The sequence below is a fragment of the Aeromonas sp. s12 genome (assembly GCF_040907925.1).
Taxonomy (GTDB): Bacteria; Pseudomonadota; Gammaproteobacteria; order Enterobacterales; family Aeromonadaceae; genus Aeromonas; species Aeromonas veronii.
On sequence record NZ_JBFOCT010000023.1, the window covers coordinates 106235 to 132358 of the forward strand.

Here is a 26124-nt window from a genome sequence, read left to right on the forward strand (position 1 = left end):
GCCTGAAAATAGAGGGGCCAGCCTTGCCGGCTGGCCCCTCTATTTTGTTCCCCTTCGCCCGCCTAAGGGGCTGGCACGGCACGCGTTGGCATTCCTTCTCGAGGTGTTTGTTATGTTCAACTCACAGTAACTTCATAATAACGTTCAACATTAACAGAAACTTTACCCCACTTAGACGATTTAACTCTTAGCTGATGCCTATCAAAAGCAGTTTGATCTTTAAACTCTTCATATACATCGAACCGATACTGGTTTTCTTCGTTTTGCGTGACTTCAAAAATCAGACAACCATCTTCTAATCTCGTCAAACGAATATGATTGTCTAGCTCATTGATAACAGCAGTTAACTCAGCTTGTGGCACAACAATGAAGCCTTTTAGAATCACCTTGCTCAACTTTCATCCTTTTAAATTTTTGCAGATGTAGCTGATTTGTTTATGTGAAGCGCATAACACTCGGATCAGGGATAGCTCAGCGTCTTCTTGATAAGCGGCAGTTGAGCCTTGATCCATGCCGGATTGATGGGCCCCCAGTCGCTGATGCGGTAGTGTCCCTGCAGGTGGCGAGCCCCCTCGGTCTGTTCGAAGGCGCAGCTGATATCGAGTTCGGCCAGCGCCGTCAGGGTATCCTGCGCGGTGCGACGCGGCATGCCGGTCGCCTCCATGATGGCGGGCACCGTATCCGTGCCCTGGCTGATCAGCCAGGCCACGTAGAGGCGGCGGTAGAAGCTGGTGCGGGTCTTGCTCGGCTCACTCATAGCTCGTCCTCGAGACGATCGAAGTAGCGCCAGGTTGCGATGGCGGCTTTGCCCATCACCAGTGCCCAGAGGCCGAACCAGAACCAGCGGAAGAAGCTCCAGGTGGAGGCGTCAGGCTCGGTGCTCTCAATCTTGGTGACGTTGGGGAACATGGAGAACATGTTGATGCGCCAGCCGTAGGAGGTGATGATGGCGAGTCGTTTTTCGAACTCCATCGACTTGGCCTTGGCCTGTACGTCGGCGGCGTTGAACTTGAAGTAGAAGGGCCAGCCCCACTCGGTATCCTCGTTGCGGAACACCCGGATCTTCTCGCCGGGACGCTCGGTGTAGATGTAGTAGACATCGGTAGTGGGGCCGTCAGCCGGGTTCTTCTGGCTGATGGGGCCATCCTTGTCGGTGCGCTTCACCTCGACCCCGGTGATGGTGGCGATGGTGTGCTCCGGCAGGTAGTAGTCGAGCCAGGTGGCGGAAACGAGGGCAATGAGCCCCAGGGCGATAAAAGCGGGTTTCTTGAATCTCAGGCTCATGATGGTCTCACGTGAGGGGGAGTGACGTGCCTCTACCATACTCACATTTGCCCCCACAGCCCAGCCCCTTATGGCACCAACTGCCAAAAAATGGCGTTTAAAACAGAGACAAAGCCATTGCTCCATCAACAAGAAAGGCCCTTGCGGGCCTTTTTGTCTGGTTCACTTTGTGCGCTTACAGCTGGAATTGGGCCAGCTGTTTGCGTTGCTGCTCGGCGAGCTGGGAGAGTTCGTTGCTGGCACTGGCGCTCTGGCTGATGCCAGCGGAGCTCTGGCTCACGATCTCGTGAATATTGGTGATATTGCGGTTGATGTCGGCGGTGACGCAGGACTGCTCCTCGGCGGCGGTGGCCACCTGGGCGTTGGCGTCGTTGATCTGGCGTACGGCACCGGTAATGCCGCTTAGCAGATCCTGCACCTGAGCGGACAAGCGCTGGTTATGGCTGAGGATCTCCAGAGTTTCCTGCACGCCGTTGTTGGCGGATTGGGACTGGCTCTGCAGCCGCTCGATGATGGCCTGGATCTCCTTGGTGGAGTCCTGGGTACGGGCCGCCAGCATTCTCACTTCGTCGGCCACCACCGCAAAACCACGACCCGTTTCACCGGCACGGGCCGCTTCGATGGCGGCATTGAGCGCCAGCAGGTTGGTCTGCTCGGAGATCCCCTGGATCACTTCAATTACCTTGCCGATCTGCTCGGACTGGGATTTGAGCTGAGCCACGATGGCTGCGGCATCTTCCAGACTGCCTGCCATCCGGCTGTTGGCGGCGATGCTTTCGGTAAAGAGGGCGAGCCCCTGTTCGACCCGGCCATTGGCATCCCGCGCCAGCTCATCGGCGATGGCGGCGTTGTGGTTGACGTTGTCTGCTGTGCTGGAGAGTTCGGTCACGGCGGAGGCGACCTGTTCGATCTCGCTGTGCTGCTGCTTTGCATTGGCCTCTGACTGGGTCATCACGGCGGCCAGCTCGGTGGCGGCGGAGGCGACGCTGTTGCTGATCCCGGTCAGGTTCTCGATGGTGCTACCAAGTTGCCCCAGAGTGAGGTTGATATCTTTGGCCAGACGGGTCAGCTCGTTGTTGCCCTCCGCTTTGGCGCGCACGTTGAAGCGCCCTTGCGCCACGGCGTGCATCACTTCTTGCAACTGGCCGATGGGGCTGACGATGCGCCCGGATAGGACCCAGCCACAGATCAGCGCCGCCAGCAGGGTACCGGCGGTGAGCAGCAGGGTACGCAGCAGGGTGGCGTCGTAGTGGGCCTGCTCTTCGGCCAGCTCTTGCTGGATCAGCTGGTTGATGTGGGCGGACATGCTGTCGATCTGTTTGATCAGCTGTTCACCCAGCTCGCGGAAATGGAGGCGAGCCGCCTCGTAGGCGACCGGATCGCCGCCACCCTGATGTTTTTGCGCCAGCAGCGGCAGCATGTTGCTGCGGGTATGGCTGAGGTAGGCCTGCAGGGCGGCAGCGACCTGACGGTTATCCTGCTCGGCACCGGGGAGCACCAGACGGCCGAGGATGGCGTTGATCTCCTGCTCGGCGCTGTTGAGGTTTGCGGGCAGTGCGGCAAACAGCTTGGCATCGTAGAGGCCATAGATGGCGCTGGTGCGTAGCCGGTAGGTGGCGTGGATCAGTTTGGCAATATCGTCCTTGTGCTGGACCACGGTCTGGGTCGTCTCATCTATGTCATTGATGGCTTCATCCAGACCCTGTTTGCTGATGGCGATCATCACCATCATCAGCAGGCTGGCCAGCAGCAAAGGTATCAAGACCTGAACGCGTATTGATAGATTATTCAATGACATAAGTGGCTCTAATCCGGAATTGGAGGAGCCGACATATTACACATGCACGTCAGGAGCTGTCACAGGCTTTTATTGCTGAAATGTGCTGAATAAAAGGTTTTTTCTTGTGGGAAAGGAGCCATTTAGGCATGATTGAGCGCTTTATCCCCTGAATATGTGGTACAACTGGCTGGATTGTGTCAATCCTATCCCGTTTTCGTGATTTCCCGCTCTCGTCATATGGAGGTGTGTTGTGTCCAGCTGGATCGATCCGGCCATTCTGGCTCTGTTTATCCCGACCTTTTTCTTTGTCTCGGTGACCCCCGGCATGTGCATGACCCTGTCGATGACGCTGGGGATGAGCCTGGGGGTGCGCCGAACCCTGCACATGATGTGGGGGGAGCTGATCGGGGTCGGGCTGGTCTCGGTGCTGTCGGTGATCGGGGTGGCAGCCATCATGCTCAACTATCCGGGGATCTTCGCCGCCTTCAAATATGTGGGGGGCGCCTATCTGGTGTGGCTTGGCATCCAGATGTGGCAGGCTAAAGGGAAGATGGCCATTCCGGCGGATCTCTCGGCCGGTCAACAGACCAGCGCCATGGGGTTGGCGCTGCAGGGCTTTGTCACCGCCATCGCCAACCCCAAAGGGTGGGCCTTCATGATCTCCCTGCTGCCCCCCTTTATCTCTGCCGACAAGCCGATGGCGCCGCAGATCAGCGCGCTGGTGGCGCTGATCCTGGTCATCGAGTTCTCCTGCCTGCTGCTCTACGCCAGCGGCGGCCGCACCCTGCGCCACTTCCTTGCCAAGAGCGGCAACGTCACCCTGATGAACCGCATCGCCGGTACCCTGATGCTGGGGGTGGGAGTCTGGCTGGCGCTCGGGTAAGAGCTGTCAGTGACTCTCGCCACAAAAGAAAAATGCCACCGATCGGTGGCATTTTTTATGGGCGCCGGGTGGCTCAGTGAGGCTTGAAACGCTCGACCCAGGGGTTGGCGGTGAGGCCGTGCAGGATGACGCTCAATATGATGGTGCAGAGCACGGTGGCGATGATAGGGCGCTGGCCAATCAGGGCGGGCTCGTTTTGCAGCACCATCACCGCAAAGACGATACTGGCAAGGCCCCGCGGGCCGAACCAGCCGATAAAGAGCTTGAGCTCCGGCTTGAGGCCGGTGCCGATGAGGCTCAGCCAAACCGGCACCATCCGCAGCAGGGTGAGGCTGGCAATGGCATAGAGCCAGTATTGCCAGTGCAGCAGCTCCGGCAGAATGGGCATCAGGGTCGCGCCAAACACCATCCAGATCACCACGGAGAGCAGATCGCCGTACCCTTCACAGCTGTCCATATAGGCGTGCTTGTGCTCGCCGAGGCGGTGGCCGATAAAGAGGCCGCCGACAAAGGCGGCGATAAAGCCGCTCCCCCCGAGAGTCTGTGCCAGCGCAAAGCAGAGCAGGGCCAGCCCCGGCATGGTGAGCTGGCGCCAGAGCGGCAGTTGCCAGCCGTTGAGATAGGTGATTTTCAGTAGCCGGATGGTGAGGCTGGTCAGCACAAAGGCGACCAGCAGGCCAATGCCGATCTCCTCCAGCATCAGGGTGATAGCCAGAGTGGCGGTGCCTGCGTGCTGCTCGGTGGGGGCGATAAGGGCCAGCAGCAGAAGCAGCACCGGTACGCAGATGCCGTCGTTGAGGCCGCTCTCCTGATTGAGCCCTTCACGCACAGGTGCAGGCACCGCGGGGTTGCTTACCACCGCCTTGCCGAGCGCCGCATCGGTGGGCGCAAGAATGGTGGAGAGGATCGCCATCTCCAGCAGTGGCAGGTCGGGGAAGATCCAGTGGCCAAACAGGGCACCACAGAGCAGGGTGAGGGGCAGGCCGATCAGCAGCAGCCGGATGGGCAGCTGGCGGTTGGCCAGCAGCACCTGCCAGTTGGTGTTGGCGGCATCGTTGAACAGCACAATCACCAACGTCAGCTCGGCCAGCAGCTTGATGCCGGCGCTGTCGATAGAGAGGGAGAGCAGCTCCAGCCCTCCCGGCCCCAGCAGCCAGCCGCTCAGCAGAAAGAGCAGGGGGCCGTTGACCAGTTTTGACTCGAAGCGCCCCGCGATCAGGCTGTAGAGCAGCAAAAAGGCGGCGATCACCGCCAGATTCTGATAAAGCAGGTGTGCATCCATACAACCTCCTTCCAGCCACGCGGGCGGTTTAATCGGTCAGGCAGTCCGGGTCGAACACATACTCGCCGTCCAGCCAGCGCACGATTTCATCGACGCAAGCCTGATCGCGAAACGGCAGGTAGCGCGCCTTGAGGGCGGCAATCTGCTCGGGAGTGAGTCGGGCCAGTCCCAGATCCTGAAACAGCGGCAGGTCGGCCTCAATCATCGCCGAGATCTGCGGGCCGCAGGTGGCGTTGAGGGAGGCGTGCAGCGCCTTGTCGGGATCATACTGCTTGCCGAGCTTGTAGCTCATCGGCAGGGTGGCGAGCGGCAGGGCGGAGAGCGCCGCCTGCTTCATCGGGTTGACCGCATGGCCGGAGAGCAGATCCGCCAGCTCGGCGGGGCGGTTCTCGAAGGCACGCAGATAGAGATAGCTGCTTGCCTTGCTGCCATCGTTGACCGGGTAGTTGTCCCACAGGAAGGGCTTGCGGCCGAGCAGTTCGGTCACCTGCTTGAGGTGGCTCGCTGGATACTCGGTCGAGCAGACCTTGGGGCCAGTCCAGAAGATCTCGAAGCGGCGGTCGAGCTGCTCGCCAAGCTCCTCCAGATAGCGGGGAGGCATGGCGCCAAACACCTTCTCCAGTACCGGATCGGTCGAGTAGTAGCTGGGGCAGAAGATGAGGCGGGTCGCCTTGCTGTGGGCCGCTATGTCGTGGGCGATGGTGAGCTGGTGACGGGCCAGGTCCGGGGTATCCCCCTTCATATCGTCAAACAGCACCGCCAGAATATCGGGCTGGAGCATCTCGTCGATGAGGCGCACTTTCTCGAGCAGTGCCGGGCGCTGCCGCTCATAGTCGTGATGCGCCCCCATGGGGCTCAAGCCCACCCCGAAGGCGAGCCCGTTGGCGCGGCACTGGCGCGCCAGTTCGGCGAGATCCGCCAACTGCTGCTCGGGCCAGGGGAGGGCCCAATGCTTGCGCAGATAGCCATCCTCTTTCGGGGCGTAGATATAGAAGCCGTAACCGTGGCGCGGCAGCCACTGGGCATAACGGGCGCGGGCCTGCCAGCTCCATCCCTTGCCAAAAAAGCCTTCAATCACCCCCAGATTGGCAGCGGGGGGCAGGGGGCCGGACAGCAAACTTTGATATGGCATAACTCTCTCCCTTCTTGCTGGGGACTTGATACGGGACGGTCGGTCAGACCGGGTCCTCTTCCTGAAAGCGCACCCCGATCTTGCTCGGCACGCTCTCGTCCATTTCGGCCACGGTCCAGATCAGGCCCTGCCATTCGATGTTGTCACCGACTACCAGATTATCGCCCAACTGGCTGGCAATAAAATCGCCCAGTGTCTGATCCGCCACCTCGCTCACATCCAGCCCGTAGAGAGGGGCGAGATCCACCAGCCGCGCGGCTGCTTCCAGCAGGAAGTCACCGAAGAAGCGGGGGCCGAGATCTTGCTCCGGCGCCTGACTGAACAGCTTACCGAGGGCGGGGAGGTCACGTTCGTGACCGATCACGCAGAGGATGTCATCGGCCTGCAGACAGGTACTGCCCGAGGGGTGGAGCAGCTCGCGGCCGCGAAAAAGGGCGCAGATCCGGGTGCCGGTGGGCATCTGCAGATCCCGCAGTGGCGAGCCGATGCACCACTTCTCCTCCCCCAGCTGGTAGACGAAGGTCTCCCACTGGCTGTCGAGATCGATCTCGAGCCCGGAGCGGTTGATGGGGGACGGCGGTGCCGGTACCTCCACCCGCGCCAGTTTTGAGGCCAGCGGCAGCGAGCTGCCCTGCAAAATCAGCGAGACCAGCACCACGAAGAAGGCGACATTGAAGTAGAGCTGGGCGTTGGGCAGCCCCGCCATCATGGGGAAGACCGCCAGAATGATGGGCACTGCGCCGCGCAGGCCGACCCAGGAGATAAACCAGCGCTCGCGGGGGGCGAAGTTCTTGAACGGCAGCAGCCCGATCCAGACCGACACCGGGCGGGCAAACAGGATCATCCACATCGCCAGCGCCAGCGCGGGCAGGGCGATGGGCAGCAGCTTGTGGGGGGAGGCGAGCAGCCCCAACACCAGAAACATGCCGATTTGGCTGAGCCAGGTCAGACCGTCCAGCACCGACAATGTGGTGCTGCGGCTGCGCAGGGCGAGGTTACCGAGCAACAGACCGGTGAGGTAGATGGCGAGGATGCCGCTGCCACCGACCGCCGTGGTGAGGGCGAAGATCAGCAGACCGCCGCTGACGGTGAGCAGCGGATAGAGTCCCGGCGCCAGGCGGGCGGTGTTGATAAGGCGCCACAGCAGCCAGCCGCCGCCAAGGCCAATCCCGGCGCCAAGGCCAAACTGCTTGACCAGTTGCAGCAGCAGGAAGCCCCCATCCAGCCCTTGCTGGGCGGTGGCGAGCACCTCGATCAGGGTGACGGTGAGAAACACTGCCATGGGGTCGTTGCTGCCTGACTCTATCTCCAGAGTGGCGCTCACCCGCTCGTTGAGACTGCGTCCGCCAAGCAGGGAGAAGACCGCCGCCGCATCGGTGGAGCCGACGATGGCGCCGATCAGCATCCCCTGCATCAGGTTGAGGTCAAACAGCCAGGCGGCGGCAAGCCCCGTCAGGCCGGTGGTGATGGCCACCCCGACCGTCGCCAGCGACAGGGCAGGCCAGAGCGCCACCCGGAACGAGGAGACCCGGGTGCGCATGCCGCCGTCAAGCAGGATGATAGCGAGCGCCAGGTTGCCCACCAGATAGGCGATGGAGTAGTCAGCGAAGTGGATGCCTCCTGGGCCATCCTCACCGGCCAGCATACCGACGGCGAGGAAGATAACCAGAATGGGAATACCGAGGCGGGAAGAGAGGGCGCTCAACAGTACGCTGGCTCCCACCAACAGGGCAGCGACAAAAAAGAAACTGTTGATGGTAGCGGCATCCAAGGGCGAACTCCTTCCTGGTAATGTGCAAAGTAGGCACATTATATGCAGTTAGGCCCCCCTTGTGTGGCTTATTTGTGCATCAATTTGCACTTTCTTACATTTTTCATCCCTTTTTTCAGCATGGCCGCGCCATATTCTGACAGTGACGGGGTTAACGAAAGCGGAGTCAAAGGAGCGTCGATTTCAGGATGCGCAGGGAGGAGAGGGCGGGGAAAAGCGAAACGGCACAGCAGAGGGAGAGGGGAGCACAAGGGCGCTCCCCACGGGATGGGGGCGGGATTCAGTCGTCCTCGTCGTCCTTCACTTCGCGGATCTTGTCCTTGTAGTTGGGCAACTGCTTCTCCAGCCGTTTCATGTCTTTGATGGCATTGAGAAACAGCCCGAGCAGGAACAGCAGCGGCAACCCTATCCACAGCCAGAGATTCATGGGATTTTCCTTTCGTCAGGACAGGTGGTGACATAACGGGCCAAAATTTCATCAAGGTTGGCCAATATGGTCGACTTGCCTTCAATATCCGCCTGTTGCAGACAAAGCGCCAGTGCCGCGGGATCGAGCCGCTGCTCGTCGGACTCCAGCGAGAAGCTGATATGCCAGGGCTCGTAGGCGACGCCGCTGCCTGCACCAACTGGTTTGGCATAAGGGAGGAAGAAGCCGAAGTCGCTCATATGGTCGCTGAGCCACTCGCTGAGGTCCGCAAACCAGCCCCCGTCTTCATACTCCCAGGGCTCCAGCGTCAGTTTGGTATCGGCTGGCAGGCAGTCCGGGTCGTAGATATCGAGATCGGTCCCCCAGTGGTGACGGCTGGTGCCGGGCAGGGCACTCCAGCGCAGGATGGCGTGCAGCCGCTCTATCTCGCCCAGTTGCAGGGCATCGATGGGCTGGCTGTTGGCATCGAGCAGCGGCCGTTCGCCGCGCCACTTGCCATTCCAGATGGCGAGCTGGCGCTCGAAGCTGCGCCAGCTGGAGGCCGCCTGCAGGTTGAACCCCTCATAGGCGGCCGCCACCTGCATGTCGTTGAAGGCCGCCGCGGTGGCGGCGGTCAGCCGATGAGGGCCGCGCCCCACCAGAATAAGGTGGCTCTCGTCGAGCCCCAGCAGTTGTTCCTGCGTCATGCCAGCAATCTCTCGAGCACCCCTTGGTACATGTCGGCCAGCAGATCCAGATCGTCCGCCTTCACGCACTCGTTCACCTTGTGAATAGTGGCGTTGACGGGGCCAAGCTCAATCACCTCGGCGCCGGTGGGGGCGATAAAGCGCCCGTCGGAGGTGCCGCCGGTGGTGAGCAGGGCCGGTCGCTGACCATTAACCTGTTCGATGGCCGCCACGGCCGCATCGAGCAGCGCGCCAGTATCGGTGAGAAAGGGCTGGCCGGAGAGGGTCCAGTTCAGCTGATAATCGAGGCCATGTTTATCCAGCAGCGCTTCGACCCGCTCGCGGATATCCATGTCGGTCAGTTCGGTACTGAAGCGGAAGTTGAACTGGACCTGCAGCTCGCCCGGAATGACGTTGGAGGCGCCTGTGCCGGCCGAGATGTTGGCGATCTGGAAGCTGGTGGGGGGGAAGTAGGCGTTGCCCTCATCCCACACGGTGGCGGCGAGTTCCGCCAGCGCTGGCGCGGCTTTGTGAATGGGGTTGTCCGCCAGATGGGGGTAGGCGACATGGCCCTGCACTCCGCGCACCAGCAGATCGCCGGTGATGGAGCCGCGGCGGCCGTTCTTCACCACATCCCCTACCACTGCGGTAGAGGAGGGTTCACCGACGATGCACCAGCGGATCTTCTCGTTACGGGCCTCCAGGGTGTCGATCACCCGGGGGGTGCCATTGATAAAGGGCCCCTCCTCATCGGAGGTGATGAGAAAAGCGATGGACCCGGTGTGATCCGGATGCTCGGCCACGAAGCGCTCGACCGCCACCACCATGGAAGCCAGCGAGCCCTTCATGTCGGCGGCGCCGCGCCCGTAGAGCACACCATCCTTGATGGTCGGCTCGAACGGCGGGGTGTGCCATTTGTCCAGCGGCCCGGCGGGCACCACGTCGGTGTGACCGGCGAAGCAGAACAGCGGCCCCTCGCTGCCACGACGGGCCCAGAGGTTGGTGGTGTCTTCAAACACCATGGATTCGATAACGAATCCGATCCTGGCGAGGCGCTCCGCCATCAGGGTCTGACACCCTTCATCGAGGGGGGTAACGGAGGGGCGGCGGATCAGATCCTTGGCCAGTGCGATGACATCCGACATCAGTTGTCCTTAGTTGTCCTTAACGGGAAAAGAGGGATTGGTAGTGATCAGCCTTGAAACCCAGAGTCAGTTCGCCGTCACGGTCGAGCAGCGGGCGCTTGATCATGGCCGGATGTTCCAGCAGCAGGGCGCGTGCCTTGGCGGTGTCGAGCCCCTGTTTGGCCTCATCCGGCAGGGTGCGGAAGGTGGTGCCGCGGCTGTTGAGCAGGGCTTCCCAGCCGAGTTTTGCCAGCCAGCTGTCCAGCTCGTCCGGATTCAGGCCGTCGGCGCGGTGGTCGTGAAAGCGGTAGTCGATACCGGCCTCATCCAGCCACTTGCGGGCTTTCTTGATGGTGTCGCAGTTCTTGATGCCATAGAGGGTGATGGCCATGGGGAGTCCTTCTCTTGTGGGCGCTGGCCGTGGCCGTGCCCGAAAATCCGAATCAACGCAGTGCAAGGGCCCGATTCTGGCATTGTGGCAATCCCATGGCAACGCCGATGGTCCGGCTCGCGGGTTTTACCGGGACTGGTCACACCTGAACGGCGATTTTGAGATCAAGATCAGAAGCAGTGCGGTGGGTATGCCCGATGAGATGGTGATTGCGGAGAAAAGCCGCTATTGCAGGAGAAAAAGAGAAAGGGCAAACGCCAGATAGCCAAAACGCGCCAGCGGGCGCGTTTTGGTCGGCATCATCAAGCACCTCAATTAGTGCAGGGTGGTCCATTCATGATCAAAGACCCGGGCCCGTTCCCAGGGTGCATCAGGCAGGCTGGAAGAGAGGCCAGTGTATTTGCCCACGTCGTCCACCACGATGGCGGAGAGGATCGGCAGGTTGTTTTCGGTGCAGTACATGCGGATGCGTTGCAGCAGGGTGCGCAGTTCATCCTGGCACTGCTCCAGCCCGGCCTGCTTGGCCAGTTTGGAGTAACGAATGGTAGTGCGTTCCTTTGCAGACTCGACGAGGATGTCCCACAGCTTGTAGTCGCAGGTCGAAGCACCTGCGGTGGCTTGGCTTGTCATAACTCTCTCCGGCGCGAAATGGTCGCTATATGTCGAAGCGCATCTTCGCCAGTTCGGCGCCGTCATATGTTGATCCAACGCAAAAAAGAGGGGAGTCGCGTCACACAATTCCCGGATATGGGGTGATAAAGGTTTTCTGGCAGTTGAAATAACGAAAAATTGTTACATGGCCGACATATTATGCTAATGAATCACGGTGACGGCACCTTTATTGATAGGGATCAAAGGCAAACAGTGGTCAGATCACTAGATTTCGCTCTTCGATAAATTTATCAGGAGTGAATATTGGAACTTTTATTCGTCTTGCTCGTTCTGGTCGCCGTGGTCTACGGCATTATCAAGGATTACAACCCGCAGGCGGTGCTGGCGCTGGCGGGCATGGCCATTTTTGCAGTGGCCTACTGGCTGGGGCTGCACCCCATTCTCCCCGCTGACAAGAGCACCGGCTTCGCCCTGTTCGACCTGTTCGAAGTGTTCAAGGGGATCTTCTCCTACCGCGCGGCGGGCCTCGGTCTCACCATCATGGCGGTGGCGGGGTTTGCCACCTACATGTCCCATATCGGGGCCTCCCAGGCGCTGGTGCGGGTGGCGGTCAAACCGGTGGCGGGCATCCAGTCCAGCTACCTGATGCTCTCCATCTGTTATCTGGTGGCGGTATTCGTCTCCCTGTTCGTTACCTCCGCTACCGGCCTTGGCCTGCTGTTGATGGTCACCATGTATCCGGTGATGCGCAACCTCGGCATCAGCCCGGCCTCCGCCTGTGGCGTCATCGCCACCTCCCAGGCGTTTGAAATTGGCCCGACCCAGACCAACGCCATCTTCTCCGCCGGTCAATCCGGCATGGATCCGACCAGCTATTTCGTTGACTACCAGATCTGGCTGGTGGCCCCCATGCTGCTGGTGACCATGGTGCTGCACTTCTTCTGGCAGCGTCACTGCGATCGCAAGGATGGCTGGGATCCGGCGCTCCATCGCGGCGATCACGCCGAGCTGGACGAGCAGGGCACCGAGAGCGTGCAGGCGCCCACCTGGTATGCGCTGCTGCCGATCATCCCCTTCGTGCTGATGATGACCTTCTCCAAGCTGCTGGTGAGCGACATCAAGATGAGCGTGGAGGTGGCCATGCTGCTGTCGGTCTTTATCGGCATGCTGTGCGAGCTGCTGCGTAGCCGCTCGGTGCGTACCGCGTTTGCCGGGCTGTCGAGCTTCCTCGACGGCATGGGCAAGGTGTTTGGCCCCGTGGTGGCGCTCATCGTCTGTGCCGAGCTGTTTGCCGAATCCCTCAAGGCCATCGGCGCCATCGATACCCTGCTGCACTCTGCCAGCAATGCCGGTATCGGCAGCGGTCTGATGACCCTGGTGATGGTGGCGCTGATCATGGTGGCGGCGGTCATCATGGGCTCCGGCAACGCGGCGTTCCTCAGCTTCTCGACCCTGGCACCGGCGGTGGCGGCCAAGTTTGGCGTACCTGCGGTGACCATGCTGCTGCCGATGCAGCTCGCTTCCAGTATCGGCCGCACTGTCTCTCCCATCGCGGCTGTGCTGATCGCCTGTGCGGGGATTGCCAAGGTATCGCCCTTTACCGTGGTCAAACGCACCAGCGTGCCGATGGCGGGGGCGCTGGTGACGGCGTTGACCCTCAACTATCTGCTGTTTATGTAGTGATGTGGGTTATGTAGTGGTGTTTGGAATTTACCAGTCGGGCGGGTGGCATGGCTGCCCGCCTTTTTCTCACTGTGTCGCATTGTTGCAATAGACGATCGGCCATCAATGCTGATTGTTGCATGGAGAAGATAATGACAGTTGTAAAGAGCCCGTTTTCCCTTGATAGCTATCTGGCCGATCTGGCTCCGCTCATCAACCTCGATTGCGGTACTCGCACCCCGGCCGGGGTAGCGAAAGTGGCCGACATCATGACCGAGAAATATGAGGCCATCGGCTGGCAGGTGACCCGCCACCAGTTCGCTGCCGAGTGCGGCCCCTGCCTCGAGATCACCAATGCGCCGGGTGCCGATCACTACGACGTGATGCTGTGCGGCCACATGGATACCGTCTTCCCCGAGGGGACGGCGGCCAAGCGCCCGCTGAAAATCGAAGGCAATCAAGCCTTTGGCCCCGGTGTGTCGGACATGAAGAGCGGCCTGCTCTCTATCTGGTATGCCCTCAAAGAGATGGATCCGGCATTGCTTGCCAAGCTCAAGGTGCTGGTCTGCTACAACTGCGACGAAGAGATTGGCTCCCCCTGGTCGAAAGATTGGCTGGTGGAGAAGGCCAAACAGAGCGGCTGCGTGCTGGTGGCCGAGGCAGCCCGTCCCAACGGCGATCTCATCAGCGCCCGCAAAGGCAATGCCAAGTACCGCATCACCTTCCACGGCAAGGCGTCCCACGCCGGTTCGGCCCTCACCGAAGGGGTCTCTGCCATCACCGAGCTGGCGCACTGGGTATTGGCCATCAACGAGCAGGTCAACATGACCACGGGCACCACCATGAACGTCGGCGTGGTACAGGGCGGCACCGGTGTCAACGTGGTGCCGGACTTTGCCGAGGCGATCGTGGATTTGCGCTTCTGGAGCAACGAAGAGGCCACTGCGGTACACGATCGGCTCACCTTTATGGCCAACAACCCCTTCCTTGCGGGCTGCCGGGTCGAGGTGGATCGCCAGAGCTTCAAGCCGGCGATGCGCCCGAGTGGTGACACCGAGGCCGTGATGGCGCTGGTGGAGGCGGCAGCCAAAGAGGAGGGGATCCCCTTCAACTGGCTGGAGGCCGGTGGCGGCTCGGATGCCAACTTCACCGCCGCCGCAGGTGTGCCGTCGCTGGATGGCTTCGGCCCCATGGGGGGCGGTTTCCACTCGGAGGCGGAGTTCCTGCTGCTCGACAGCATCGAGCCGCGCATCCGCCTGCTGCAGCGGGTGCTGGGCAAGCTGGCGAAATAAGCCGGTTTATCCCTTGTTCGGGTCGTTATTGGCCTGCTCAAAACTGGTCCGCTCAAATCCAAACGGGAGGCTGTTGCCTCCCGTTTTTTTATCTCGATTTTCGCGCGCTGAGTGAGCGGGCCAGATGGCCTGAGGCCGTTACCCCTGTGGCTCGGCCAGATAGGCCAGATGATCCTGGCGCGCCACCTGCCAGCCATCGAGGCGCAGCGGGGCCGCAAAGCCCGGGCCGTCAGTCACCATGGTGTGGTACTCCCCCTGCTCGCCGCAGGCATCGAAGTCCTCGCGCTCGGCCAGTTGTTGTAGCTCGCAGAGGGTGGCGGCATCGAGGGTGCGTCCAGTCCACTCGGGAGCCAGCACCCGGGTATCGACGCAGGAGAGGTGGGCGACGATGCCGCGGGCCAGCAGATCCGCCAGCAAGGCTTGACGAGATTGCAGCCAGAGCGGGGTGTGGACGGTGAGCCCCAGCGGCTGGCAGCGTTCGCGGATCCAGTTTGGTGCGCCCCCCACGCTGTCGATATCGCCGGTGACTACGCCATCGAGTTGCCACTCCTCCTTGAGCCGTGCCAGTGCCCGCTCATAACCGAGATCGAACGGCGCTTCTATGGTGACCAGCAGATGGGGCAGCCCGAGGGCTTCCGCCTGACGGCGCACCAGCGGCAAGGGGTGAGCGAGAAATCGGGGCTCTGGCGGGGCAAAGGTGGTCAGTGCCATCACCTGATGGCCCGCTTGACGGGCATGACAGAGGGCCAGCATGGCATCTTTGCCACCGCTCCAGAGCAGGATGACGCGAGACATGGATGAGATTCCAATGGTGAACGAGGGGGCATGCTACCCAGCGGCGGGGGCAGAGGTAAAGGCATAGTGTCCGGAAATGGCGGCGGGGAAATGGTTGGGGTCACAGAGCGGGAAAAAAGCAGGCCCCCGAAGCGGGGGCCTGTATTGCAATAGCGTGGTAAACGCCGCTGCGATTAGAGCAGGATGCTGGTGAGGATAAAGCCCAGCGAGCAGGAGGTCACCACCCCGATCAGCCCCGGAATGATGAAGCTGTGGTTGATGATGAACTTGCCGATGCGGGTGGTGCCGGAGCGGTCGAAACCGATACAGGCCAGATCGCTCGGGTAGGTTGGCAGCACGAAGTAGCCGTAGCTGGCTGGCAGGAAGGCGATCAGCAGCTTCGGCTCGACACCCAGCGCCAGACCCATGGGGGCGATGGCGGTGAGGGCGGCTGCCTGGCTGTTCACCAGCTTGGAGATGAGGAACAGCACCAGGGCGTAGGTCCAGGGCTGGGCCTGTACCACATGGGCCAGAGTCTCTTTGAGCAGCGGCATGTGAGCCTGGAAGAAGGTCTCACTCATCCAGGCAACCCCGAATACGGAGAAGATGGCGACCATGCCTGCCTTGAAGACGGCACCGTTGGCGATCTCGCCCGGCTTGACCTTGCAGCGCATCAGGATGATGGCACCGGCGATCAGCATCATCATCTGGATCACCAGGTTCATGGAGAGCGGGCCGGTTTTGTCCTTGATGGTGAACACTGGACGCAGACCTTCGTTGGCACCGAGCAATACCACGGCAGCGATGGCGGCGAAGAAGATCCAGGTAGACCAGTAGGCCTCTTTCGGGAACTTGGTGTTGAGCAGGGTTTCACCACCGCCGTAGATGAAGGCGCGCTGCTCCGGGTCTTTTATCTTGGCCTGGAACTCTTCGTCCTTGTCCAGATCCTTGCCGCGACGCAGGCTCCACAGGGCCGCCACGATGACACCGGTCAGGGAGGAGGGGATGGCGATCATCAGGATGTCGAGCAGGCCGTAAGCCTGACCGATACCATGACCGGCCGCCAGAATGGAGACCATGGAGACCACGGCAACGGAGACCGGGGAGGCGCAGATGGCCATCTGGGAGGCAACGGAGGCGACAGCCATCGGACGCTCGGGACGGATGTTCTTCTGCAGCGCGATGTCAGCGATGATGGGGAACATGGTGTAGACCACGTGGCCGGTACCGCACAGGAAGGTGAGGGTCCAGGTGGTGAGCGGCGCCAGGATAGTGATGTATTGCGGGTGACGGCGCAGCAGGCGCTCGGCCACTTGCATCATCAGGTTGAGGCCACCGGCAGTCTGCAGGGTGGCGGCACAGCCGATCACCGCCAGAATGGTCAGCATCACCTGCACCGGCGGTTCGCCCGGCACCAGACCGAAGACGAAGGTCAGCAGGAAGAGACCGATACCACTGATGAGACCGAGTCCCATGCCCCCAAAGCGGGTACCCAGCAGCAAGCAGCCGAGTACCACTAAAAATTCCATCAAGATCATTCCGTTACCTCGTGTGATTCAACCCATATTGCCGCGGGTAGCCTGAACCATGAATTGTCATTGTCTGTTTTATTTAGCCCAAAAGGGTTAGTTGCTATTCTGCTCCCCTGAAAAAGTGAAAAAATTGAGTTACTTCAATAACTCGATGAATTTTTGATTAAACCACTTAAAAACCACGTACTAACAAAAACATCATTTCTGTCACCAAGTGGTATCACTCGGGGCCAAGCCATCGGGTGGTCATGGCGGTAGAACAGAGCGGCAACAGGGCTGCAGGGGAGGGGCATAAAAAGGGCTCGATTGCGGCAGAAGAGGGTGAAAAAGCCAGCGCTCAGGCTATTTTTGCCAGCAAGGGCTGACTTCGTCGGGTCTGCTCACTTGGCCGCGGGTGCTTGTTGCAGATGGCGGCGCTGATAATCCTCGCTCAGCTTGGCAATATCGAGTCTGGCAATGGCCTGTGCCAACTGTTGCTGCAACGCCTGCTGATCGGGACGAAACATGATGTGCAGGCTCTTGTGTTCGAGGATCTTCGGGTGAAATTGCAATCTGGCGCTGCTCAGCTTGCGATCATGGTTGATGAGCCAGTGAAAGACATCCCGGTCGATCACCGCCAGATCGAGCCGGTCGCGCTGCAATTTGCGCAGGTTGAGCAGGTCGGAATCGACGGCGGCAGTGTTGAGGCGCTTGTTGGCCATCAGGGCATCGAATTCACGGGTGTTGACGTACCCTTCCACCACGCCGATCCGATAGGGGGCGAGATCCGTGAGCTGCTGCCAGGGGATGGGGGGGCCTGAGCGCTGCGCCATACCCAGCACACTGTCGCCTACGCTGGCTGAGCTGCGCCACAGGGTCGGCAGGGTGTCGGAGAGGTACTCGGGAAAATAGCCGCTATAAGGCTGGGTCGGGTCGGCCGCCAGCCGCACTGCCCGCTGCCAGGGATAGAAGTCGAATGTCACTTCCAGTCCCGCCTCGGCAAAGGCGCGTTTGACAATATGACCGGTGAGGCCGCCATCGGGCAGGCTCTGGCTGGTGTAGGGGGGCCACTCCAGGGTAGTCAGACGAACGGGCTCGGCCCACAGTTGAACAGGCATGCAGGACAGTAGTAGCGAGAGCAGCAGGCGATATCCCATAGGCGACGAGTTCCTTGTGCCGGTTGATCCTGAGTATCATCCATAACGGTGACAATAAAAAAGCCGACCCACAGGTCGGCTTTTGCAATGCAGTGGCAAGATGCCGCTGATCAGAACTCGGCGGTACGCGGAGTACGCGGGAACGGGATCACGTCGCGGACGTTGCCCATGCCGGTCACGTATACCACCAGACGCTCGAAGCCCAGACCGAAGCCGGAGTGCGGCACGGTACCGAAGCGACGCAGGTCGCGGTACCACCAGTAATCTTCCTTGTTCAGGCCCATCTCGGCCAGACGGGCATCCAGCACGTCCAGACGCTCTTCACGCTGGGAACCACCGATAATCTCGCCGATGCCCGGTGCCAGTACGTCCATCGCGGCAACGGTCTTGCCGTCGTCGTTGAGGCGCATGTAGAAGGCTTTGATATCTTTCGGGTAGTTCTTCACCACCACCGGAGACTTGAAGTGCTCCTCGGCCAGATAGCGCTCGTGTTCGGAGGAGAGATCGATACCCCAGGAGACCGGGAATTCGAACTTCTTGCCGCAGTTTTTCAGCACTTCGATGGCGTCGGTGTAGTCGATCTGGGCGAAGTCGGAGGAGACGAAACGCTCCAGACGGCCGATGGCATCCTTGTCCACGTGCTGGGCGAAGAACTCCAGATCGTCGCGACGCTCGGTCAGTACGGCGTTGAAGACATACTTCAGCATGGCTTCGGCCAGTGCGGCGTTATCTTCCAGATCGTTGAAGGCCACTTCCGGCTCAACCATCCAGAACTCGGCCAGGTGGCGGCTGGTGTTGGAGTTTTCAGCGCGGAAGGTCGGGCCGAAGGTGTAGACCTTGGAGAGTGCGCAGGCATAGGTTTCGGCGTTCAGCTGGCCGGATACGGTCAGGAAAGCTTCTTTGCCGAAGAAATCTTCGTTGTAGTCCACCTTGCCGGCGTCGGTGCGCGGCAGGTTTTCCATGTCCAGAGTGGAGACGCGGAACATCTCGCCGGCACCTTCGGTGTCAGAGGCGGTGATGAGCGGGGTCGCAACCCAGAGGAAACCCTCTTCGTGGAAGAAGCGGTGGATGGCTTGCGCCAGGCAGTGACGAACGCGGGTCACGGCGCCAACGATGTTGGTGCGCGGGCGCAGGTGGGCCTGTTCACGCAGGTATTCGATGCTGTGGCGCTTGGCGGCCATCGGGTAGGTATCCGGATCTTCGACCCAGCCGACTACCTTCACCTCGGTCGCCTGCAGTTCGAAAGCCTGGCCGCTGCCCTGAGAGGCGGCAACCACGCCGGTCACTTCCACGGAGCAGGCAGTGGTCAGACGCAGCACTTCATTCTCGTAATTGGCCAGGGTATTGGGGACAACTGCCTGTACCGGATGGAAACAGGAGCCATCGGAAATGGCCAAAAATGAGATCCCCGCCTTGGAATCACGGCGAGTCCGGATCCACCCTTTGACAGTTTGGGTGGTGCCGACCGGATACTTACCGGCCAGCACATCTACTACGGATGCGTGCGTCATCGAAATATTGTCTCCAGCTTGTTCTTGCAGCGCTATTTGCAACACTAGGGAGTCTGGCCCGGGCACAGATGGCCCACCATGGCAGACTAAGCCGTCAATCTTACCCGCGCGGGTTTGATAAACAAGCAAAAATGTCGGACTCTGGTGGGGTTTTCGGCATGGTTCACTCAACAAGAGTGTCACGGGCGCAGGAGAGGTGGGTGAAAGATCGGCGGCATGGGCCAGATTGGCTGACACGGGTGTTGCAGGGGCTGGTGATGCTCTGCTGGGGTGGCTTTATCGTGCTGCTCTCCCTTTACCACTATGCCCGCCCCGAAATTGCCTACGGTTTTCTGGTCTATGGCGGGATCGAGGTGCGCGATTATTGGGACCCGGCCCTTACCCCCTGGCTGGTCTACGGGCTCTGGAGCTGCTGCGCCCTGACGCTGGCGGTGTTGCTGCTGGAGCGCAAGCGCAGCCGCCGTCAGGATGACTCCCGGCATGTCAATCTGGCCATCCTGCTATTGGTGCTGATCGCCAGCTTGCTCTTTTACTACGTCGGTTAAGCGCCCGCCTCAGCGGGGCTGATCCGGTTCCTGCCTGCTGGCCTTGGTGCGCTTGCCGAGCTGTCGCTCCACACTGTCGAGCATCTGGTTGTAGGCCACCGCCACCCGGCCAATCTCGTCGCCGTCATCCCCCTCCAGCCGGTGGCCGAAGTCGTGCAGGTCGGTGGCCTCTTCCATGGAACGGGTCAACTGGTTGAGGGGGCGCACGATCCAGGTGCGGATGACCCAGAGGGTCAGCAGCAGTCCCACCCCGAAGATGCCGGTGAGGATCAGCGCCGAGGTGAGGATATTCTGCTCGACCCGGGTAAACAGCGAATCGAGGGAGTAGTCAAAGCGCACCGCACCAAGCACGGTGTTCTCCGGTACCAGATGACAGCTGGTGCAGTCGGTGCCGCGAAAATCCTTCTTGGCCAGCAGCGGTCGAGTGACCACCAGACGGCTGTGCATGCCGTTGTGCACCACCTCCAGGCTCCCTTTGCCCGCCAGAGCCAGCTCATCAAACTCATCTTTTACCTGCTCTGTCTCTCGTCCCGGCCCGAACTGTTTGCTCACCGCGTCGCCACGGACGATGCGGGCATCCTCCACATGGGCATGGTCGAGAAATTTGCCGCGCAGGGTATCGCGGGCATCCATCTTGCCGGTCAGCATCAGCATGTTGAGGCCGTCGAAATAGGCTTCGGTCTGCTCGCGGCTCTGCTCCTTGATGAGGGTCAGGATGAGATCGCGCTCGCGCACTGCCTGATAGGCTGCGGAGAAGACCAGTACCATGGAGAAGATGAAGAGCAGGAAAAAGTTGATTTTGGCAGCAATGGAGAGGCGCATGAGCAGTCTTTCTTGATGGTAAAACCGCAGCAGTTTACCCCTCTTGGGGCCTCAGGTCTGGTGTTTTGCTCACATTACGGCAAGTGAAACTGCACTGAAGTGGATAAAGTTGCCCTCTTTATATATCAAATGCGGGTAGTCAAACGGGCGGCAGCGATGGCCGCCCGCTGCTTGCATTAAAACTCGCCCGCGGCGATGGCCTGACGGATGGCACCGGTCAATACCCGCAGCTCTTCAGGGGGGATGACGAAGGGGGGCATCAGGTAGACCAGCTTGCCAAAGGGGCGGATCCAGGCGCCCAGTTCGACAAACTTGCGCTGGATGCGCGCTACATCCACCCGCTCTTTCATCTCCACCACCCCGATGGCGCCGAGCACCCGCACATCCGTGACCGCCGGGTGCAGGGTCAGCTCTACCAGTTCTGTTCGCAGCTGATGCTCGATGGTGCGCACCCGCTCCTGCCAAGGTGAGGCCAGCAGCAACTCGATGGAGGCGTTGGCCACCGCGCAGGCGAGCGGGTTGCCCATAAAAGTGGGGCCGTGCATAAAGACGCCCGCCTTGCCGTCACAGATGGTGCGGGCGACATGCTCGGTGGTCAGGGTCGCCGAGAGGGTGAGGTAGCCGCCGGTAAGCGCCTTGCCCAGACACATGATGTCGGGGCTGATCCCCGCCCAGTCGCATGCAAACAGCTGGCCAGTGCGGCCAAAGCCGGTGGCAATCTCGTCGGCAATCAGCAGCACGCCGAATTCGTCGCACAGGGCGCGCACCCACTGCAGGTAGCGGGGGTGATAGAAGCGCATGCCGCCAGCGCCCTGCACTATGGGTTCGAGCACAATGGCGGCAATCTCCTCGTGATGATCGGCCATGAGTGTCGCCAGCTCCACCACGCACTGCTCGTCCCACTCGGCGTGGAAGCGACAGCTCGGCGCATCGACAAAATAGTGTTCCGGCAGAAACCCCTTGTAGAGCTCGTGCATGCCGCCATCGGGATCGCAGACGCTCATGGCGCCAAAGGTGTCGCCATGATAGCCGCTGCGCAGGGCGACAAATTTGGCTCTGGGCGTCCCTTTGGCGTGCCAGTACTGCTGCGCCATCTTGAGCGCCACTTCCACTGCCACCGAGCCGGAATCGGCCAGAAATACCCGATCAAGCCCCTTTGGAGTGATCTCCACCAGCTTGCGGCAGAGCTCGACCGCCGGGGCGTGGGTGAGGCCGCCAAACATCACGTGGGACATCTTGCCGAGCTGGGCGGTGGCGGCGGCGTCCAACTCCGGCACCTGATAGCCGTGCACGCAAGCCCACCAGGAGCTCATGCCATCCACCAGTTCACGGCCGTCGCTGAGGGTGATGGTCACCCCTTTGGCGCTGGCCACTTCATAGCAGGGCAGGGGGTGAGTTAGGGAGGTATAGGGGTGCCAGATGTGGTGCAGGTCGAATTCTTGGCTGTTCATTTGTTGTTCTATTGTCAATTGGTTTGATCTGGTCGGTGTTGACAGTCTACGCGTGCTCTCTACACTAGCCAACAATTTCAGCCACTTGGCACTGCGCATCACCTTGAGCGCGCGGGCCTGGCGGCGGGTTCTGTGGCCGTCCATCCCAAGATGGCGGGCGCAGGATCCCACTAATAACAACCGGAAGCCATGTATGAATGCTCTCACCGCGGGTGCCCACGCCCTTCGTCATGACTGGACTCTCGCCGAGGTTCAGGCCCTGTTTGCCCTGCCGTTCAACGATCTGCTGTTTCAGGCCCAGACCGTCCACCGCGCCCACTTTGACCCGAATGAAGTGCAGGTGAGTACTTTGCTCTCCATCAAGACCGGCGCTTGCCCGGAAGATTGCAAATACTGCCCCCAGAGCGCCCGTTACCACACCGGGCTCGAAGCCGAGCGGCTGATGGAGGTGGAGAAGGTGCTGGAGCGGGCCCGCGAAGCCAAGGCCAACGGCTCGTCCCGGTTCTGCATGGGGGCCGCCTGGCGCAACCCCAAAGAAAAAGACATGCCCTACATCATCCGGATGATCGAGGAGGTGCGCGGGCTGGGGATGGAGACCTGCATGACCTTGGGGATGCTTACCGCCGATCAGGCGGCGCGTCTGGGGGCCGCGGGGCTTGATTATTACAACCACAACCTCGACACCTCGCCGGAGTTTTACGGCGAGATCATCTCCACCCGCACCTATCAGGATCGGCTCGATACGCTGGATCATGTGCGCAGCGCCGGCATGAAGGTCTGCTCTGGCGGCATCGTCGGCATGGGTGAGCAGGCCAAAGACCGTGCGGGCCTCTTGATGGCGCTCGCCAACCTGCCGCGCCACCCGGAGAGTGTGCCCATCAACATGCTGGTCAAGGTGAAGGGAACGCCGCTGGAGAACGAGGAGAACCTCGATCCGTTCGAATTTATCCGCACCATCGCGGTAGCGCGCATCATGATGCCCGCCTCCCATGTGCGCCTCTCAGCCGGGCGGGAGAAGATGAATGAGCAGATGCAGGCGATGTGCTTTATGGCCGGGGCCAACTCCATCTTCTATGGCTGCAAGCTGCTGACCACTCCTAACCCGGACGAGAACAGCGACATGCAGCTGTTCAAACGACTCGGTATTCGTCCCGCCCAGCGCGCCCAGAAACCGGATCAGGTTCAAGAAGAGGAGCTGCTGGCCGAGGTGAGCCGCCAGAGCGAGCCCACCGAGATGTTTTATGACGCCACCCGCCCCCGTGCAGGGGCTGCGCGGTCATGAACGGCCCTGCAGTAACGGGCCCTTTTGTGTTGGGCACAGCGCTGGCCGAGCGCGAGCAGGTGGGTCTGCTGCGCAACCGCATCGCGACCGACGGGGCGAGTGGCGGGCGGCTCAAGGTTGCGGGGCGCGACTACCTCAATTTTTCCGCCAACGACTATCTGGGACTGGCAGAACACGGCGCCATCAAGGCCGCCTTCAACGCGGGGATTGAACGCTATGGCGCGGGCTCCGGCGCCTCGCCGCTGGTGACCGGGTACAGCCGTGCCCACCAACAGCTTGAGGAGACCCTGGCCGAGTGGCTCGGGGTGGAGGCGGTGCTGCTGTTCAACTGCGGTTTTTCGGCCAATCAGGCGGTGCTCAAAGCGCTGCTCGGCAAGGAACATCTGCTGTGGCAGGACAAACTCAACCACGCCTCTTTGCAGGAGATGGGCAGCCAGCTCCCTTGCAAGATGAAGCGTTTTGCCCACAACGATATGGCGGTCCTTGAACGGCAGCTTGAGCCAAATCGCGGGCTCATCGTCTCGGAGGGGGTGTTCAGCATGGACGGGGATCAGGCCCCCTGGGGTGAGCTCGCAATCCTCGCCGCCCGGAGCGGCAACTGGCTGATGATCGACGATGCCCACGGCCTCGGTGTGCTGGGGCCTGAGGGGCGCGGCACCCTGGCGGCGCAGGGAGTAAATCCTGCCAACGTGCATATCCAGATGGGCACCTTTGGCAAGGCGCTTGGCGTCGCTGGCGCCTTTGTCGGCGGCAGCCGCGAGCTGGTGGAGTATCTGGTCAACTTCGCTCGCCACTATGTCTACAGCACCCATATGCCCGCCGCGCAGGCTTGCGCGGTGAGCAAGAGCATCGAACTGGTGCGCGCGGCTGATGAGTCCCGCGCCCATCTTGGCCAGCTGATCGCTCGCTTCCGGCAAGGGGCAAAGGATCAGGGTTGGCAGCTTGGCGCGAGCGATACCCCGATCCAGCCGCTGCTGGTGGGGGAGAGCAGTGTTGCCCTGCAACTGGCAGAACGGCTGCGGGAACGCGGCGTCTGGGTGAGCGCCATCCGCCCGCCCACGGTGCCAGTCGGTACGGCCCGGCTGCGCATTACCCTGAGCGCGGCTCACCGCGAGCAGGATGTGGAGCGCCTGCTCGATGCCTTGGGGGTCTGCCCTGCAGTTACAACGCTTGGGGAGGCTCACTATGGCTGAGCGTTTTCAAACGGTCGACAAGGCGCAGCTTGCTCGCCGTTTTGGCGCCGCCGCTCGTCATTACGATGCCCACGCCCGCTTTCAACAGGAGGTGGGTCAGGCGCTGTTGGAATGGATGCCAGACAGGCTGGTTGGCACTGATCTGACGGTGAGCGGGCTGGATCTGGGCTGCGGCACCGGCTTTTTCTTGCCCCAGCTGGCGAACCGTTGTCACCAGCTGGTGGGGCTGGATCTCGCCCCCGGCATGCTGGCGCAGGCCGCCTTGCGTGGCAGCGGCGCCCGCCTGCTCTGCGGTGATGCGGAGCAGCTTCCTTTCGCCGACAGCGCGTTCGACTGGGTTTTCTCCAGTCTGGCGTTGCAGTGGTGCGAGCGTCCGGCCCAGGCTTTTGGCGAGTTGCTGCGGGTGGTCAAACCGGGCGGCCAGATCTTTTTCTCGACCCTGCTCGATGAGTCACTCTGGCAGTTGCGAGCCGCTTGGCAGCAGCTTGATGGTCGCGCCCATGTCAATCGCTTCCTCAGCCTGCCACAATTGGAGCAGGCGCTGGCTAGCGCCGGGGTATCTGCTCCCGAGCTGCGTTGTATCACCTGGGATCTCGCCTATCTTGAATTGCCGCAGTTGTTGCGCGATCTCAAGGGGATTGGGGCCAATCAGATCAATGACAATCAGGGGAGTGCCGCCCCGGCCGGTCTGAGTGGTCGCGCCAGATTGCAGCAGCTGGCGCAGGCGTATGAGGTGTTTCGCCAGCCCGATGGCAGGCTGGTCGCCAGTTATCGGGTGTGCCTCGGCCGCCTCAGCAAGCCTCGCTGAGCGCCGGGAATCGCATTGTGTGCAGGGTAGTCAACGGGCCCTGCCAAGGAGAGAACCGTATGAAATCATTCTTTATCACCGGCACCGATACCGATGTGGGCAAGACGCTGGTGGCGCGCACCCTGCTGCGCGAATTCAGCGCACAGGGAATCAAGTGCGCGGGTTACAAGCCGGTCTCGGCCGGATGTGCTCGCACTCCGGACGGGCTGCGCAACCTGGATGCCGTTCTGTTGCAGGAGGCGGCGAGTCTGCCGCTGCCCTATGAGGTGGTCAATCCGTTCGCCTATGAGCCGCCGATTGCGCCCCACATCGCCGCCAGCGAGGCGCGCCAGCCTATCACCATGCAGGGGTTGAGCGAGGGGCTACGCAAGATTGAACAGGCTGGGGCCGAACTGGCGGTAGTGGAAGGGGCGGGGGGCTGGTATTTGCCGCTCGATCGCAAGCATCTGCTGTCGGACTGGGTCAAGCAGGAGAACATGGCGGTGATCATGGTAGTGGGGGCCAAGCTGGGTTGCCTCAACCATGCGTTGCTCACCTTTGCCGCCATTCGCAATGATCAGCTGCCGGTGGCGGGGTGGGTAATTAATCGGCTCCATGGTTCCATGAGCCATTATCAGGAAAATCTGGACACCCTGAGGGGCTTGCTGCCAGCTCCCTTCCTCGGCGAAATTCCGTTTATAAACAATCCACTTGAAGCCGATTTGCAGGGGCGTCTCGATATCTCGCCGCTACTTTGACGGCATATTCAGCGAACATTCATCGAAT

At 61.1% G+C, this 26124-nt stretch carries 26 protein-coding genes; 8 read left to right on the plus strand and 18 right to left on the minus strand.

The window, feature by feature from the left end:
- Positions 1-116 precede the first annotated feature (116 nt).
- The 4 genes from AB5Y67_RS11565 to AB5Y67_RS11580 form a co-directional block, all read right to left on the minus strand.
- Positions 117-386, minus strand: coding sequence for a putative quinol monooxygenase (locus tag AB5Y67_RS11565; RefSeq protein WP_234879884.1), 270 nt, complete (start codon positions 384-386; stop codon positions 117-119).
- 74 nt (positions 387-460) lie between these two features.
- Entirely contained in the window at positions 461-757 is a 297-nt protein-coding gene (locus AB5Y67_RS11570; RefSeq protein WP_319920185.1) for a winged helix-turn-helix domain-containing protein, read from the minus strand.
- Complete coding sequence (locus AB5Y67_RS11575; protein WP_041208367.1) at positions 754-1284, minus strand: DUF1523 family protein; 531 nt, start codon at positions 1282-1284, stop codon at positions 754-756. The genes AB5Y67_RS11570 and AB5Y67_RS11575 overlap by 4 nt, the downstream gene beginning before the upstream one ends.
- Before the next feature lie 175 nt (positions 1285-1459).
- Positions 1460-3082, minus strand: a complete 1623-nt coding sequence (locus AB5Y67_RS11580; protein ID WP_266134438.1) for a methyl-accepting chemotaxis protein — start codon at positions 3080-3082, stop codon at positions 1460-1462.
- Positions 3083-3314: 232 nt separating this feature from the next.
- Here AB5Y67_RS11580 and AB5Y67_RS11585 point away from each other — a divergent pair, with 232 nt between their 5' ends.
- Positions 3315-3947, plus strand: a complete 633-nt coding sequence (locus tag AB5Y67_RS11585) for a LysE family translocator (RefSeq protein ID WP_005344345.1) — start codon at positions 3315-3317, stop codon at positions 3945-3947.
- 73 nt (positions 3948-4020) lie between these two features.
- Here the strand turns inward: AB5Y67_RS11585 and AB5Y67_RS11590 are convergent, their stop codons facing one another.
- The 8 genes from AB5Y67_RS11590 to AB5Y67_RS11625 all read right to left on the minus strand — a co-directional run bounded on the left by AB5Y67_RS11590 (position 4021) and on the right by AB5Y67_RS11625 (position 11369).
- Complete coding sequence (locus AB5Y67_RS11590; RefSeq protein ID WP_325793702.1) at positions 4021-5229, minus strand: cation:proton antiporter; 1209 nt, start codon at positions 5227-5229, stop codon at positions 4021-4023.
- A 28-nt stretch (positions 5230-5257) separates the two neighbouring features.
- Positions 5258-6361, minus strand: coding sequence for a beta-N-acetylglucosaminidase domain-containing protein (locus AB5Y67_RS11595; RefSeq protein ID WP_325793703.1), 1104 nt, complete (start codon positions 6359-6361; stop codon positions 5258-5260).
- A 43-nt stretch (positions 6362-6404) separates the two neighbouring features.
- Positions 6405-8132, minus strand: coding sequence for a potassium/proton antiporter (locus AB5Y67_RS11600; protein ID WP_216948301.1), 1728 nt, complete (start codon positions 8130-8132; stop codon positions 6405-6407).
- Positions 8133-8412: 280 nt separating this feature from the next.
- Positions 8413-8559 (minus strand): hypothetical protein, encoded by a 147-nt coding sequence (locus AB5Y67_RS11605; RefSeq protein WP_005337933.1) that lies wholly within the window; start codon positions 8557-8559, stop codon positions 8413-8415.
- A complete protein-coding gene (locus tag AB5Y67_RS11610; protein ID WP_203116130.1) occupies positions 8556-9245 on the minus strand; it encodes a M15 family metallopeptidase in 690 nt (229 codons plus the stop codon). The genes AB5Y67_RS11605 and AB5Y67_RS11610 overlap by 4 nt, the downstream gene beginning before the upstream one ends.
- Positions 9242-10369, minus strand: coding sequence for a succinyl-diaminopimelate desuccinylase (gene dapE / locus AB5Y67_RS11615; protein ID WP_219263511.1), 1128 nt, complete (start codon positions 10367-10369; stop codon positions 9242-9244). Before dapE ends, AB5Y67_RS11610 begins: the two co-directional genes overlap by 4 nt.
- A gap of 19 nt (positions 10370-10388) precedes the next feature.
- Positions 10389-10739, minus strand: coding sequence for an ArsC family reductase (locus AB5Y67_RS11620; RefSeq protein WP_201993411.1), 351 nt, complete (start codon positions 10737-10739; stop codon positions 10389-10391).
- Positions 10740-11054: 315 nt separating this feature from the next.
- Positions 11055-11369: a hypothetical protein gene (locus AB5Y67_RS11625; protein ID WP_005337929.1), complete on the minus strand. Its 315-nt coding sequence runs from the start codon at positions 11367-11369 to the stop codon at positions 11055-11057.
- A 285-nt stretch (positions 11370-11654) separates the two neighbouring features.
- On the opposite strand from AB5Y67_RS11625, the gene dcuC reads away from it, so the two are divergent.
- Together dcuC and AB5Y67_RS11635 are read left to right on the plus strand one after the other, a co-directional pair.
- Positions 11655-13031: a C4-dicarboxylate transporter DcuC gene (gene dcuC / locus AB5Y67_RS11630; RefSeq protein WP_005350454.1), complete on the plus strand. Its 1377-nt coding sequence runs from the start codon at positions 11655-11657 to the stop codon at positions 13029-13031.
- Between the two features lie 134 nt (positions 13032-13165).
- Entirely contained in the window at positions 13166-14305 is a 1140-nt protein-coding gene (locus tag AB5Y67_RS11635; protein ID WP_325793705.1) for a M20 family metallopeptidase, read from the plus strand.
- Between the two features lie 138 nt (positions 14306-14443).
- Here AB5Y67_RS11635 and AB5Y67_RS11640 read toward each other — a convergent pair whose 3' ends face one another.
- The 4 genes from AB5Y67_RS11640 to asnS form a co-directional block, all read right to left on the minus strand.
- The gene (locus AB5Y67_RS11640) at positions 14444-15100 is read right to left on the minus strand and encodes an adenine nucleotide alpha hydrolase (RefSeq protein ID WP_236366737.1); all 657 of its coding nucleotides are present in this window, start codon (positions 15098-15100) and stop codon (positions 14444-14446) included.
- A 173-nt stretch (positions 15101-15273) separates the two neighbouring features.
- Positions 15274-16617 (minus strand): anaerobic C4-dicarboxylate transporter, encoded by a 1344-nt coding sequence (locus AB5Y67_RS11645; protein WP_005337916.1) that lies wholly within the window; start codon positions 16615-16617, stop codon positions 15274-15276.
- A gap of 374 nt (positions 16618-16991) precedes the next feature.
- Complete coding sequence (locus AB5Y67_RS11650) at positions 16992-17747, minus strand: ABC transporter substrate-binding protein (RefSeq protein WP_270804037.1); 756 nt, start codon at positions 17745-17747, stop codon at positions 16992-16994.
- A 110-nt stretch (positions 17748-17857) separates the two neighbouring features.
- A complete protein-coding gene (gene asnS, locus AB5Y67_RS11655) occupies positions 17858-19258 on the minus strand; it encodes an asparagine--tRNA ligase (RefSeq protein WP_043818544.1) in 1401 nt (466 codons plus the stop codon).
- Positions 19259-19458: 200 nt separating this feature from the next.
- Here asnS and AB5Y67_RS11660 point away from each other — a divergent pair, with 200 nt between their 5' ends.
- Entirely contained in the window at positions 19459-19803 is a 345-nt protein-coding gene (locus tag AB5Y67_RS11660) for a hypothetical protein (protein WP_005359354.1), read from the plus strand.
- Positions 19804-19812: 9 nt separating this feature from the next.
- Here AB5Y67_RS11660 and AB5Y67_RS11665 read toward each other — a convergent pair whose 3' ends face one another.
- Positions 19813-20625 (minus strand): HAMP domain-containing protein, encoded by an 813-nt coding sequence (locus AB5Y67_RS11665; protein WP_151287000.1) that lies wholly within the window; start codon positions 20623-20625, stop codon positions 19813-19815.
- 176 nt (positions 20626-20801) lie between these two features.
- Positions 20802-22076, minus strand: coding sequence for an adenosylmethionine--8-amino-7-oxononanoate transaminase (bioA, locus tag AB5Y67_RS11670; protein WP_325793706.1), 1275 nt, complete (start codon positions 22074-22076; stop codon positions 20802-20804).
- A 193-nt stretch (positions 22077-22269) separates the two neighbouring features.
- On the opposite strand from bioA, the gene bioB reads away from it, so the two are divergent.
- The 4 genes from bioB to bioD are packed head-to-tail and all read left to right on the plus strand — an operon-like array spanning position 22270 to position 26096.
- Complete coding sequence (gene bioB, locus AB5Y67_RS11675) at positions 22270-23358, plus strand: biotin synthase BioB (protein ID WP_231721040.1); 1089 nt, start codon at positions 22270-22272, stop codon at positions 23356-23358.
- Complete coding sequence (bioF, locus tag AB5Y67_RS11680) at positions 23355-24551, plus strand: 8-amino-7-oxononanoate synthase (protein ID WP_325793707.1); 1197 nt, start codon at positions 23355-23357, stop codon at positions 24549-24551. Before bioB ends, bioF begins: the two co-directional genes overlap by 4 nt.
- Complete coding sequence (gene bioC / locus AB5Y67_RS11685; protein ID WP_257124643.1) at positions 24544-25359, plus strand: malonyl-ACP O-methyltransferase BioC; 816 nt, start codon at positions 24544-24546, stop codon at positions 25357-25359. The genes bioF and bioC overlap by 8 nt, the downstream gene beginning before the upstream one ends.
- A 59-nt stretch (positions 25360-25418) precedes the next feature.
- The gene (gene bioD / locus AB5Y67_RS11690) at positions 25419-26096 is read left to right on the plus strand and encodes a dethiobiotin synthase (protein ID WP_005337893.1); all 678 of its coding nucleotides are present in this window, start codon (positions 25419-25421) and stop codon (positions 26094-26096) included.
- Positions 26097-26124 lie beyond the last annotated feature (28 nt).

What these genes read in the sequence shown, in the direction of transcription:
- AB5Y67_RS11570 (WP_319920185.1), bottom strand. Translation starts at nt 757, where the DNA reads ATGAGTGAGCCGAGCAAGACCCGCACCAGCTTCTACCGCCGCCTCTAC.
- AB5Y67_RS11575 (WP_041208367.1), bottom strand. Translation starts at nt 1,284, where the DNA reads ATGAGCCTGAGATTCAAGAAACCCGCTTTTATCGCCCTGGGGCTCATT.
- AB5Y67_RS11580 (WP_266134438.1), bottom strand. Translation starts at nt 3,082, where the DNA reads ATGTCATTGAATAATCTATCAATACGCGTTCAGGTCTTGATACCTTTG.
- AB5Y67_RS11590 (WP_325793702.1), bottom strand. Translation starts at nt 5,229, where the DNA reads ATGGATGCACACCTGCTTTATCAGAATCTGGCGGTGATCGCCGCCTTT.
- AB5Y67_RS11595 (WP_325793703.1), bottom strand. Translation starts at nt 6,361, where the DNA reads ATGCCATATCAAAGTTTGCTGTCCGGCCCCCTGCCCCCCGCTGCCAAT.
- AB5Y67_RS11605 (WP_005337933.1), bottom strand. Translation starts at nt 8,559, where the DNA reads ATGAATCTCTGGCTGTGGATAGGGTTGCCGCTGCTGTTCCTGCTCGGG.
- AB5Y67_RS11610 (WP_203116130.1), bottom strand. Translation starts at nt 9,245, where the DNA reads ATGACGCAGGAACAACTGCTGGGGCTCGACGAGAGCCACCTTATTCTG.
- dapE (WP_219263511.1), bottom strand. Translation starts at nt 10,369, where the DNA reads ATGTCGGATGTCATCGCACTGGCCAAGGATCTGATCCGCCGCCCCTCC.
- AB5Y67_RS11620 (WP_201993411.1), bottom strand. Translation starts at nt 10,739, where the DNA reads ATGGCCATCACCCTCTATGGCATCAAGAACTGCGACACCATCAAGAAA.
- AB5Y67_RS11625 (WP_005337929.1), bottom strand. Translation starts at nt 11,369, where the DNA reads ATGACAAGCCAAGCCACCGCAGGTGCTTCGACCTGCGACTACAAGCTG.
- AB5Y67_RS11635 (WP_325793705.1), top strand. Translation starts at nt 13,166, where the DNA reads ATGACAGTTGTAAAGAGCCCGTTTTCCCTTGATAGCTATCTGGCCGAT.
- AB5Y67_RS11640 (WP_236366737.1), bottom strand. Translation starts at nt 15,100, where the DNA reads ATGTCTCGCGTCATCCTGCTCTGGAGCGGTGGCAAAGATGCCATGCTG.
- AB5Y67_RS11645 (WP_005337916.1), bottom strand. Translation starts at nt 16,617, where the DNA reads ATGATCTTGATGGAATTTTTAGTGGTACTCGGCTGCTTGCTGCTGGGT.
- AB5Y67_RS11650 (WP_270804037.1), bottom strand. Translation starts at nt 17,747, where the DNA reads ATGGGATATCGCCTGCTGCTCTCGCTACTACTGTCCTGCATGCCTGTT.
- asnS (WP_043818544.1), bottom strand. Translation starts at nt 19,258, where the DNA reads ATGACGCACGCATCCGTAGTAGATGTGCTGGCCGGTAAGTATCCGGTC.
- AB5Y67_RS11665 (WP_151287000.1), bottom strand. Translation starts at nt 20,625, where the DNA reads ATGCGCCTCTCCATTGCTGCCAAAATCAACTTTTTCCTGCTCTTCATC.
- bioA (WP_325793706.1), bottom strand. Translation starts at nt 22,076, where the DNA reads ATGAACAGCCAAGAATTCGACCTGCACCACATCTGGCACCCCTATACC.
- bioB (WP_231721040.1), top strand. Translation starts at nt 22,270, where the DNA reads ATGAATGCTCTCACCGCGGGTGCCCACGCCCTTCGTCATGACTGGACT.
- bioF (WP_325793707.1), top strand. Translation starts at nt 23,355, where the DNA reads ATGAACGGCCCTGCAGTAACGGGCCCTTTTGTGTTGGGCACAGCGCTG.
- bioC (WP_257124643.1), top strand. Translation starts at nt 24,544, where the DNA reads ATGGCTGAGCGTTTTCAAACGGTCGACAAGGCGCAGCTTGCTCGCCGT.
- bioD (WP_005337893.1), top strand. Translation starts at nt 25,419, where the DNA reads ATGAAATCATTCTTTATCACCGGCACCGATACCGATGTGGGCAAGACG.